This window comes from Desulfovibrio sp. MES5, assembly GCF_002237645.1.
Taxonomy (GTDB): Bacteria; Desulfobacterota; Desulfovibrionia; order Desulfovibrionales; family Desulfovibrionaceae; genus Desulfovibrio.
The window spans coordinates 15,927-27,208 of the sequence record NZ_MJUZ01000003.1 but is presented as its reverse complement, the minus strand read 5'-3'; the positions used below and the strand labels follow the sequence as shown (position 1 = coordinate 27,208).

The window sequence follows — 11,282 nt, the reverse complement described above, 5'->3', positions numbered from 1 at the left end:
TCGGCAGGACAATCCACGAGGAGCAACCAGCCTGTGAACAAGAAATACGAGTACGATGAAGGGTGCATTGCCGTTATCGGCATGGCCGCGCGCCTGCCCGGCGCAGGTGATATCAATGAATTCTGGGAAAACCTCACGGCCGGGCGGCAGAGCATGGAGCCTATACCAGACGAAGCGCTGGCCGCTGGCCTGCACGCCCGGACCAGGCACGCGCCAGACTATGTGGCCATGCGCAGCACATTGAGGGATTACGACCTCTTTGACGCTGATTTTTTTGGATTTTCGCCCCGCGACGCCAGCGTGATGGACCCGCAGCACCGCCTGGTGCTGGAATACGGCTGGCGGGCATTTGAAAACGCCGGGTACGAGCCGCGCGACGGTAACGGCATACGCACCGGCGTTTACGCCAGCTCAGACATGAGCGGCTATCTCACCGGCTATCTGTACCACCATATTCTGTCCGGCACCGTGGATGTAACCGAAGCGGTCATCGGCTGCGACAAGGATTATCTGGCCACGCGCATCGCCTACAAATGCGATCTTAAAGGCCCGGCCATGGCGGTACAGTCTTCCTGCTCTTCCTCCCTGCTCAGCGTTCATGTGGCCTGCCAGGCCCTGCTGGCGGGAGAGTGCGACCGCGCGCTTGTGACGGCCTGCACCGTCATGCTTCCGGAAAATCTGGGCTACATATACCTGCCCGGCGGCATGCGCTCGCCCGACGGCCGCTGCCGCCCCTATGACGCGGATGCCAACGGCACCATCTTCGCCAACGGCGTCATCGCGGTTCTTTTCAAGCGCCTCGCCGACGCTCAAAAGGATAAGGACAATATTCTCGCCGTAGTACGGGCCACCGCCGCCGCCAACGACGGTTTTGACAAGGTGGGGTATGCCGCCCCCAGCGTCAACGGACAGGCAGACGCCATCAGCGCGGCCCTCTCTCTGGCGGGAGTTGAACCACAGGATGTTGATTTTATTGAAGGACACGGCACAGCCACACCCCTTGGCGACCCCATTGAAGTTGCCGCGCTGAAAAAAGCCTACGGTTCGCGCCATGACGGTCTGCAGCACCCCATTATGCTCGGTTCGCTCAAGGGCAACATAGGCCATCTGGACGCGGCGGCAGGTCTGGCCAGCTTCGCCAAGGCCGCCCTGTGCCTGAGGCACGCCAAGGTGCCCGGCACGGCCAACTTCATCACGCCCAATCCCGCCTTTGGCGACCTGGGGCCCTTCGCCATCCGTCAGGACTGCGTCAGTCTGCCCGCCGGCGGCGCTTCTTTGCTCGGCGGCGTCAGCGCCTTCGGCATCGGCGGAACCAATGTGCACGCCATTCTTCAGGATGCGCCCGCAGTCCCCGAAAGAAAGCCGAACCGCGCGCGGCTGCCCCTTCTGTTCAGCGCCCACAATGATGCAGCCTTCGCCCTGACCCGCGAACGGCTGGCCGCGAATTTTTCCGGCGTGTCGGATACGCTCCCGCTTGAAGACGCCGCCTTTACCCTGGCCGTCGGCCGCAGGCATCAGGCGTTGCGGGGCGCGCTCATGGCCCGCACGGCCCGGGAGGCTTCCCAGGCACTCGCCGCTGACTCTCTTCACCCCCGCGTGGTTGAGGAATCCGGCCTGCCCGTGGCCTTTCTTTTCCCCGGTCAGGGGAACCTGCATCCGCGTATGGCGCAAACCTTTTACGCCGAAGAAGCGGACTTCAGACACAACCTGGGCGAACTTTCGGCATTGTCCGTTGCCGCCGGCGGGCCGGACATTGCGGACCTGCTCAAGCGCTGCTGGAAAGAAGACCCCAAGGCTGTCGACGCCCTGACGGAAACGGAAACCGCGCAACCCCTTCTTTTCGCGCTGGAACTCGCCCTGGCTCAAACGCTTCTTGGCCGGGGCATCCGCCCTGCCTGCATGATCGGCCACAGCCTCGGCGAATACGCCGCCGCCTGCGTTGCCGGAGTGTTTTCTGCCGAAGACGGAATGCGGCTTATCGTGCGCCGGGGAGCCCTGATGCAGAGCGCTCCGCGCGGCAAGATGCTCGTCGTGTCCCTCCACGCCTCGCGTGTTCGTGAGGTGCTTGGCCCGGCCTTTGACGGCGTTGAAATCTCGCTGATCAACAGCACCGCCAACTGCGTGCTGACAGGGCCAGAGGAACGGCTTCGCGTCTGCGCCGAGGTTGTCGCAGAACACGGTCAGAGAGCCACCTGGCTGAAAACGTCACACGCGTTTCATTCCGCTTCAATGGAAACCATCATGGAGCCTTTCCGCGAAATAATGCGCGGCATGGATCTGCGCAAGCCGGAAATACCCTACGTCAGCAACCTTACCGGAACATGGATCGGCGACGAGGCCGCCAGTCCCGACTACTGGGTCAAGCACCTTCGCGGTACCGTGCAGTTTGCCGGCGGTCTTAGCGTTCTTCACGAACGGGCTCGGGTGGGCATTGAGGTCGGGCCGGGCAACGTACTGCGCTCTCTGGCTTCGCAACAGCTCGGGGGCAGGCTGAAAACCGTTCCCGGCCTGGACCCCCTGGGGGTTTCCGCAACTGGCGCCACGCCAGCGGATCTGCCCGAAAGAACGCTTGCGGACATTGGCGCGGACGTGTGGCTGCTCGGCGGAGACGTTGACTGGCAGGCGTACTACTCCCCAATGGATGTGCGCCGTGTGCCCCTGCCAGAAACGGCCTTTACCCCACGCAGATACTGGATCAACCCCGGCGGGAGCGATGTGCCGGGAGCGGCCGATGCGGGCGAGATGGACAAATACGCCCGCTCATGCCGCGACGCCTGCATCCCCCCGGATACAGAAATCGAACGCACCCTGGTAAAGCTCTGGCAGGAATTGCTGTTCGTGGACCACATCGGCATCAGGGATGACTTTCTCGAACTGGGCGGCAATTCCATTCAGGTGATGCAGATGGTACGCCAGGCAGCCGGGATGGGGCTCAACTTTACCTCCAAGGATGTTTTTGAAGCAGGAAACATTCAGGAACTGGCAAAGCGCGTGCACACCGGTAAAGCCCTGCGGGAGGCCACACCCGGGCCTGTGCCCATCCCTGCCTATCTGGCGCTTCCGCTTGCCGACGGCGGGGACCGGACCTGCCATTACCGCCTTTTCATCTGCCCGGACAATTTTAATCTCACACAGGCGGGAGATCTGGCGCGGACCCTCGCCTCACGGCACGACGCCTTGCGAATGAGCTGGGTGGACGGCAGCCTCAGGCTGGCCGGAGCAAAAGAAGTCGACTGGGCTCTGAACAACGTCGATGACCTCCGCGCCATCGCGGCCGAAACTCCCGGCCTGCCCGATGATATCATGCGCGGCGACTGCGCCGCGCCCGCAGCGCGGCTTCAGCCAGAACGCCTGAAAGCCTGGAGCCTGACCCTGCTGCCCGGTGAAAACGGCGGCGCCCCCCGCCTGCTTCTGCTGGTTCGTGCGGCCATAGCCGACATGCCTTCCATGAGCCTGCTGGAGCAGGATATCCTCCAGTTCATGCGCGACGGTTCACTGCCGTCCCAACCCGGCGGCTCGTGGAAACTCTGGCTGGAAGACCTGGCTGCCGCCGAAGCGCCGGACGGTAAAAACTCCGCAGGCCATGCTTCCGGCAATGAAGATGCGGCCAAACCGAGCCGCCGCATCTTCGGGGAACCGGGGCAGGAATGCGACCGCAGCCATATCGACGCCACCTCTCTTGACGGAGCTCACCTCCGTCTTGAAAAGGCGGCGGCAACCTGCCGCTCTTCGGTAGAAGAGTTGCTGGCTGCGGCCTTGGGCCTGTGCCTTGGCAGCGACGAAGCCCCCTGCCCCTTTGCACATTTTATGAATGATGGCCGTCACCTCATCACCACCTCGGCCAACCCCGTGAACACGGTCGGCTCCTTTGCCTTGCGGCACGCTGTGTCCGTAATTCCGGGCATGGAAGCCGGAGAGGCCATTCCCCACTTCAAGGAGGCCCTGCGGGCCATAGCCCAAAAAGGAACCGCCCCCTGGCTCAAGATGCAGAACCGGCACCCCGCCGACATCACCTTTTTCTGGATGGGCAACCAGGCCCACGGGCATGCCGAACCTGGCACAGGGCCAGCCCTGCTGCAGGCCGGATCCTGGCGGCCGCCATCCTGCACGCGTGGCAGCGCGGTTGAACTCATCTGCTGGGCGGAAAAAGGCAATCTGCGTGCGCGGCTCGTCTATCCCCCCCTGGCGGGAGAACAGGGGAGCGCCTTTCTGCGGACATTTATGGCAAAGGTGGAAACCGTGGCCGAAGCCGGCATGGGCGACAGCCACGCCGCACGCTACGTTGTTGCCGACTTTGCCGATTCGGATCTTTCCCCGTCCGATCTTGACGTCATCCTCAGCCAAATCAACGGATAGCATATGCCAGCCAGCCAAAAAGAACTTCAGGAAATATTTTCTCTCACGCCCGTACAACAGTTCATGCTGGACTGCTCGGAGCATACGCCCAGCGGTCTGGCCTTTCAGCAACAGTATTCCTATTACCTTGAAGGGAAGGTTGACCCTGAACTGTGCCGTAAAGCCTGGGAGGTGGTTGTCGCCAGACATCCGGCCATGCGCGCCTCCATCCACCACAAGGGCACCAGCCAGGCCTTTCAGGTTATACATGCCGCCACCTTCCTGCCTTTCGAACTTCATGATGTCAGCCAGCTTCATGAGGACGAGCGCAACGGGCGCGTACTGGCCTTTCTGAGTGAAGACGCCAGAACGCCCTTTGACATCAGCAGGCCGCCCCTGATGCGGTTATGCCTGCACAAGATGCGGGACGACCTCTTTATTCTCACGCTCACCCTGAGCCATCTCATTTTCGACGGATGGTCACTGGGCGTGGCCTTTCGCCACTTTGCTCAGGCCTACGGCGAACTTTCGCAGGGGCTTGCGCCGGATGCGACGCCCCTGCCTTCCATGCGGGACTATATTTCGTGGTTCAAAAAGCGCGACCAGAGCGAGGATCTTGCATGGTGGCGCGAAAAACTGGCCACCGCACAGATGCAACCGCTCCCCTTCATGCGTCTGCCGGAAGAGTCGCGCCCTGTGGAAGCCGATCAGATATACCACATGGTTCTCAGCGAAGAAGAAACAGCCTCTCTTGACGCGGCGGCCCGCAAGCTCGGGATCACCCTGAATGTCCTGTATCAGGGCGCCTGGGCTCTGATACTTTCGCGCCTTTCGCCGCAAAGGCGGGCTCTCATGTTGACCGTTGCGGCGTCACGCCCCGTTGAAGTGCCTGGCATTGAACAGGTTTTTGGCCTGTTGATCGACGGCGTGCCTTACAATGTCGAATGCGCCGGTGGACAGACGGCGTCAACCTGGCTTGAGGAACTGCGCGGCCTGCAACTGGAAAGCCTGGAACACCGCCACGTACCTGTGGACACATGGCTGCGCCCCTGCCGGGATTCGGACATGATTCCGTACAACTCCTACCTTATCTTTGAAAACATGGCCACGGGCGAAGGCGGCGATGAGAAGGCGGACTTCTCTATCCGGGCGGCCTATATGAATTCCAACCTCAGCTTTCCCCTTTCCATGATGGTTTTTCCCGGCCCGGCCCTGCGCGTGGCCTTCATCTACTGCAAGGATTTCTTCACGCACGAGACCATAGTCAAATTTTCCGAGCTTATCCGGCGCACGCTGCTCACCCTGGCCGAAAATTCCGACAAGACGCTTGACCGCATCAGCGAACTCGCCGGCCTCAACGAAGAAACCATACGGTGACCCCTTATGGACATGCATTATCAAAAAACATCTGTGGATACTGCCAGCGCGCCCCCAAGAATCCTGCCCGGCGCCATTGATCCGTCCCCCTGGCTGCCCGGCCATGAGCAGCGGCAGGAGACCCTGCCTCTGCTTTTCTGTTTTTCCTATGCCGGGGGCACAGGCGAACTGTACCGGCAATGGCAGCGCCCCTTGCAGCAGTCATGCCGCGTATGCCCGGTGGAACTGCCCGGTAGAGGTTCGCGCTTTGGCGAACCCTTTGCCAAATCCATTCCAGAAGCGGCGGCGTCCATCGCCGCCGCCATAGGGCCGTATTCGCATGCCCGCTACGCGCTTTTCGGGCACAGCCTGGGCAGCGTCATCGCTCTTGAAACCGCCCGAGCCCTGCAGCGCGGCAATATGCCCATGCCTGCCGCCATCGTTGTTTCCGGCCGTTTTCCCCCGCACGCCCAGGCAACCCGCAAATGCTTCCATACCATGCCTGACGCGGCCTTGCTTGATGAAATGCGCCGCCTTGGCGGAACCCCGGAAGAAATACTGAACAGCAAGGAAATCATTGAAATGCTGTTGCCCGTGGTGCGCGATGATTTTCGCCTGCTCGAGACCTTTGATTCACCGCAGCTTCCCCGCGTGGACGCGCCGGTCCACGTCTGCTGCGGCCGCGATGATGAAGATTCGCCCGTTGCCCTGCTGGAACGGTGGGAGGAGGTCACCTCGGCCTCCTGCAGCATAACGCTTTTCGAAGGTGGCCATTTTTACATCAACGAAAGCCGCGACGCCCTGCTGCGCCACATTGAAGCGGTGATGCGCGATGTTGGCGGGCACCGCGCTCCCAACCGGAGTTTATAATGCTCTCAACCTCAGACCACGCCAAATGGCTGCCCGTCACCCCTGACATGGACGCATCGCTGCGCCTTTTCTGCATCCCCTTTGCGGGGGGCGGCGTTTCGATGTTTCGCGGCTGGCAGGAACACTTGCCCCATAACGTGCAGCTCTGCCCTATAGCTCTGCCGGGCCGCGAAAAACGCCTGGCAGAAAAGTCCATTACCGACCTTGCCGAGCTTACCGACATGCTGTGCGCTCTGCTTACGCCCTATGCCGACAAACCTTTTATCCTTTTCGGCCATTGCTTCGGCGGGTGCCTCGCCTTTGAAACGGCTCGCAAACTGCACGGCCAGGGGGCAAGCCCGACCGTGCTTGCCGTATCCGGCTGCCGTGCACCGCATATCGCGCCACCACTCAAGATCGCGGACCTGCCCCCGGATTCCTTCACGGAAGCACTGCGCCGCTTCAGGCTCACACCAGAAACGGTGCTCGACATTCCCGATCTGCTGGCCCTTTTTATTCCCACATTACGGGCCGACTTCAAAATGGACGAAACCTATCGCTACACGGGAAGTCTGCCAGTGTTCGATTTTCCTGTAGCCGTCATGTTTGGGGAAGAAGATGCCATTATCCCTCAAGAATGCATCACTCCCTGGCAGGGGTATGCCCATGCGCCCGTAACGCTGACCCCATTCAAGGGCGGGCATGTTTTTTTTGCCGATAACCCGGGCCCCATGCTGCACGCCATATTCAAGCCCCTTGACGACACAGTGAAACGCTGACTTCTGTCGGCCCGCTTCCTCCGTCAGGACGCAAATCGCTTCGGGGCAGGCATCTGGCAAGGATGCCTGCCCTTCGCATCGTGAAGCGCCGTCCAGGGTAAAATAAAATTCATTTTCAATTCAGGGCAAAATCGCTCCCACCTCGGGGATACTCCGGCCGCGGTATTCCATAGAGTTCTCGGAGTGCCTGTCTGGGGGTATTGCAGCCCCATAATGGATTCATGCCGGAGTCGTTCATGTCCCATAAGCATATGAAACTTGGCCGCCATTTCCGCGCGCTGCTGCTGCTGGCGGGTCCTATTCTGTTATCCCAGTACGCATATCTGGCTTCGGGCATGGCCGACACGATCATGTCCGGAAGCCTGGGCACCGTGTACCAGGCCGGTGTGGCCGTGGGATCCGCCATATGGGTTCCTGTGCAGATGTTCATCACAGGCACGCTTTACGGCGTCATGATTGTAGTTTCGCAGCATCATGGCGGCGGCCGACACGATGAACTGGTCGCCACGGGACGTCAGGGGCTCTGGCTCGCCCTGATGCTCGGGCTGGCCGGGATGGGACTGCTGCTACTGGTTCCGCCCAATCTGACGCTTTTTGGCGTCACGCCGGATGTGGCCGAACAGGCCGCGATTTACCTGAACTATCTCGTATGGGGTCTGCCCTTCTCCAGCCTCGCCATTGGCATGCGCTTTTACTGCGACGGGCAAAAAAACGTGCTGCCCGCCACGGTTATTTCCATCATTACCGTTCTGGTCAATATCGTGCTCAACTACGGCCTGATATTCGGCAACCTGGGCATGCCCAGCATGGGCGTTGCCGGCAGCGGCCTTGCCACGGGCATCAGCATGGCGCTCTCAACACTGCTCTTCGCCGCCTATGTGAGCATCACCCCGAAGTATCGCCACCGCCGCCTGCTGTCATCGTGGGCGCGTCCCGTCCGGAAAAGCATTGGCACATTGGCGGCCGTGGGGCTGCCCATAGGCATCGCCCTTATTTCTGAATTTCTCGTTCTGTCCGCCATTGCGCTGTGCATCAGCACCGGAGGGGCCGTCCCCATCGCCGCCCATCAGATTTCCTTTAACTTCATGATGGTTCTGTTCGCCATTCCTACCAGCATTGCCATGGGTACCAGCATTCTGGTCGCCAACGAACGGGGAAAGGACAACCGCAAGGGTGAACAGGAAGCCGTCCTTACTTCCGTGGCCGCCGGATGCGGCGTTGGACTGGCGTTGACCATAACAATGTGGCTCTGTGCGGAAGCGGTGGCGGGGGTGTACTCCGGTGACGGCGCCGTTATCAGCCTGGCCACGAGCATTCTGATGGTCGCGGCGCTGTTCCAGCTGGTCGACGCGGTGCAGATATGCCTCAACGGGGCGTTGCGAGGCATTGAGGACACGGTGATTCCTTTTCTTATCACCAGCGGCACCTATTGGCTGCTAGCCTTTCCTCTGGGCTACGCCCTTTCTGGCATGCCCCTGCCTTTCGGCTTGCGTCGATTCATTCCTGACTATGGGGTTGTCGGCTGGTGGTTTGCGCTGGTGATCGGCATCACGCTGGTAGCCCTGCTGCTGGGACGCAGGGTTGTCAGGCTGTTTTTTGGCAACAGGGGGGCTGACGCCCGCGCCGGGGTTCATGATTCTGCATCGGAGCCCTCGCACTCGGGCGTATGAGCTGTTCGCTTGTCTATTAACAACGGAAGGAAAAGTAATGTCGCACAACAGATCCGCGGGGCAGAAACATCCAAAACATGTGCATAACCAAACCCGCCGGGGCATTGCGGCCCTGGCCCTTTGCCTGACTCTGGCCTTTCCGGGTGGAGCGCTGGCCGAAGACACGGCCACTGAGGAAAAAGAAAACTACCGGCTCCCGACCGTTATTGTCACAGCTGACAAACGGGCCACGGATGTGCAGAAAACGCCTTCTTCCATCTCAGTCCTCACAAGCGAGAAGCTTGAAGACGCCAAGGTGGACACCATCGAACGCGTCATGCAGCGGGTTCCCAACCTGAACCTCAGCCCCTTTATCGGCGGTGCGAGCCTGATGTCCTTCCGCGGGGTGACCACATCACCCGGCACGTCCACGAGCCCCATTGTCATGTATGTGGACGGCGTGCCGGTGGATACGTACTTCAATCTGGATGCGCCTCTCATGAATGTGGAGCGCGTGGAAGTTCTGCGCGGCCCCCAGAGCGCCATCTACGGCAAAAACGCCATGGGCGGCGTCATCAACGTCATTTCCCGCAAGCCAGGCAATGAATGGCACGGCGGGATCCAGACCGAATACGGTTCTTACAACACCTTCAAGGCCGGCGGCACCGTCAGCGGCCCCATTATCGAAGACAAGCTCTTCTTTTCGGTTTCAGGCCAGCACAACACCACCAACGGCTTCATGGAGCACGACGACACGTCCGACGGCAACAGGGAACGCACGGAACGGGTCAAGGGGCAACTGCGCTTTACTCCCACCAAGGACACGGAATTTAACTTCTACATAAACTACACCGCACGCCGCGACGGGTATTCCAATGCCATATGGGGCGAGAGCCCCACGCTGGATTCCCCGCTCAATGACGGCGACTATCTCAACACTGACATTCTCAATATGGCTCTTACGGCAACGGTGAATTTTGAGCCTCTTATTCTGGAATCCATCACGACCTTCCGCAGCGAGTTTCTGGACTACGCCTGCGACATGGCGTTTGTGTATAATCCATTGATGTTGAATCCTCTGGGAGCCAGCGCAGAAAATTTTGATACCGGGCGCAAGAACGAGCGCAAGGAATTCACGCAGGAGTTGCGCATCAAATCCCCGGACAGCGCTGACGGCGTAACCTGGCTGGCCGGCGTGTTTGGCGGCTATACAGATATGCACATCCGCAGCGTGTACAGCGACGCCAAGGTTAAAGACTATCCCACTGGCATACCGGGCTTCACCACCACGGCCACCACGTATCAAAATCAGCCCAGTCACGAATACACACAGGACTATGCCGCCTTTGGCGAACTGAGTGTCCCTCTGATCTCCAAACTGCGGGCCACGGGCGCGTTACGCGGCCAGTATACGCACAAAAAGATCAACATTCGCAATGATTCCACCATGAGCCTTCCAGATTTCGGGTTCACGCAACAGCTGGCAAAAGTTGATAAAACGCATGACGATTCGTGGATGGAACTGCTGCCCAAGTTTAATCTCAGCTATCAGTTTACTGACGATTTCATGATGTACGCGGGGGTTAACCGCAGTTTTATTCCGGGCGGCTTCAATAATGTAAGCAGTACCGGCTTCAACATGAAATACGATTCTCAGACCGCCTGGAACTATGAACTCGGCACAAAGACAGAATGGTTTGACAAAAAACTTCAGCTTAACGCGGCTCTTTTTTATTCAACTTTCGATAACCTTCAAATCTTCAAGTACGATGCTGGATCGGGCCAGTACCTGAGCAGCAACGCCGGTTCCGCCAGAAGTTACGGTTTCGAAGTTGACGCTCTGGCCCACCTTTTGCCTGGTTTGGATGCCGAGGCCAGCTTCGGTTACACCAACGCAAAATTTGACGAATTTACCCAGAAGGACAGGGACTATTCGGGCAACAAGGTTCCCTACACGCCCGATTACACGGCCTTGTTTGCCCTTCAGTACCGTCACGAAACAGGCATCTTTGCCCGCGGTGAAGTGCAGCAGATAGGCGCTCTCTACTGGAGTGAAGACAACAAAGAACAGCGTGGCGACATCACCCTGCTCAATGCCCGCATCGGTTACGAATATGAAGGCTTTGGCGTGTATCTTTACGGCAATAACCTTACCAACCGAAATTACCTTTCCTACTACACGCCCGCTTCCAACATCGGCATGATGGCCCGCCCCCGTGAAATAGGCGTGCAGGCGCAGTACACCTTCTGATCTGGTTTACTGGAATCTGTCCCCGCCCGCCCGGGTTCTCCGCGGCGGGCGGAAATTTACCCA

General features: G+C 59.6%; 6 protein-coding genes. All 6 read left to right on the top strand.

What is annotated here, in order from left to right:
* Window positions 1-33 precede the first annotated feature (33 nt).
* The 6 genes from BCS36_RS00865 to BCS36_RS00840 all read left to right on the top strand — a co-directional run bounded on the left by BCS36_RS00865 (window position 34) and on the right by BCS36_RS00840 (window position 11,219).
* Window positions 34-4,356: a beta-ketoacyl synthase N-terminal-like domain-containing protein gene (locus tag BCS36_RS00865; protein WP_291301049.1), complete on the top strand. Its 4,323-nt coding sequence runs from the start codon at window positions 34-36 to the stop codon at window positions 4,354-4,356.
* 3 nt (window positions 4,357-4,359) lie between these two features.
* On the top strand, window positions 4,360-5,712 hold the full coding sequence (locus BCS36_RS00860; RefSeq protein WP_291301048.1) for a condensation domain-containing protein: 1,353 nt from the start codon (window positions 4,360-4,362) through the stop codon (window positions 5,710-5,712).
* A 12-nt stretch (window positions 5,713-5,724) separates the two neighbouring features.
* Complete coding sequence (locus BCS36_RS00855; protein ID WP_291301047.1) at window positions 5,725-6,561, top strand: alpha/beta fold hydrolase; 837 nt, start codon at window positions 5,725-5,727, stop codon at window positions 6,559-6,561.
* Window positions 6,561-7,319 carry an alpha/beta fold hydrolase gene (locus tag BCS36_RS00850; protein WP_291301046.1) on the top strand — a complete coding sequence of 253 codons (759 nt, stop codon included), beginning with the start codon at window positions 6,561-6,563 and terminating at the stop codon, window positions 7,317-7,319. The genes BCS36_RS00855 and BCS36_RS00850 overlap by 1 nt, the downstream gene beginning before the upstream one ends.
* Window positions 7,320-7,555: 236 nt before the next feature.
* Window positions 7,556-8,989: an MATE family efflux transporter gene (locus tag BCS36_RS00845; protein WP_291301045.1), complete on the top strand. Its 1,434-nt coding sequence runs from the start codon at window positions 7,556-7,558 to the stop codon at window positions 8,987-8,989.
* Window positions 8,990-9,068: 79 nt separating this feature from the next.
* Complete coding sequence (locus tag BCS36_RS00840) at window positions 9,069-11,219, top strand: TonB-dependent receptor (RefSeq protein ID WP_291301044.1); 2,151 nt, start codon at window positions 9,069-9,071, stop codon at window positions 11,217-11,219.
* Window positions 11,220-11,282: the final 63 nt, after the last annotated feature.

What these genes read in the sequence shown, in the direction of transcription:
- BCS36_RS00850 (WP_291301046.1), top strand. Translation starts at nt 6,561, where the DNA reads ATGCTCTCAACCTCAGACCACGCCAAATGGCTGCCCGTCACCCCTGAC.
- BCS36_RS00860 (WP_291301048.1), top strand. Translation starts at nt 4,360, where the DNA reads ATGCCAGCCAGCCAAAAAGAACTTCAGGAAATATTTTCTCTCACGCCC.
- BCS36_RS00855 (WP_291301047.1), top strand. Translation starts at nt 5,725, where the DNA reads ATGCATTATCAAAAAACATCTGTGGATACTGCCAGCGCGCCCCCAAGA.
- BCS36_RS00845 (WP_291301045.1), top strand. Translation starts at nt 7,556, where the DNA reads ATGTCCCATAAGCATATGAAACTTGGCCGCCATTTCCGCGCGCTGCTG.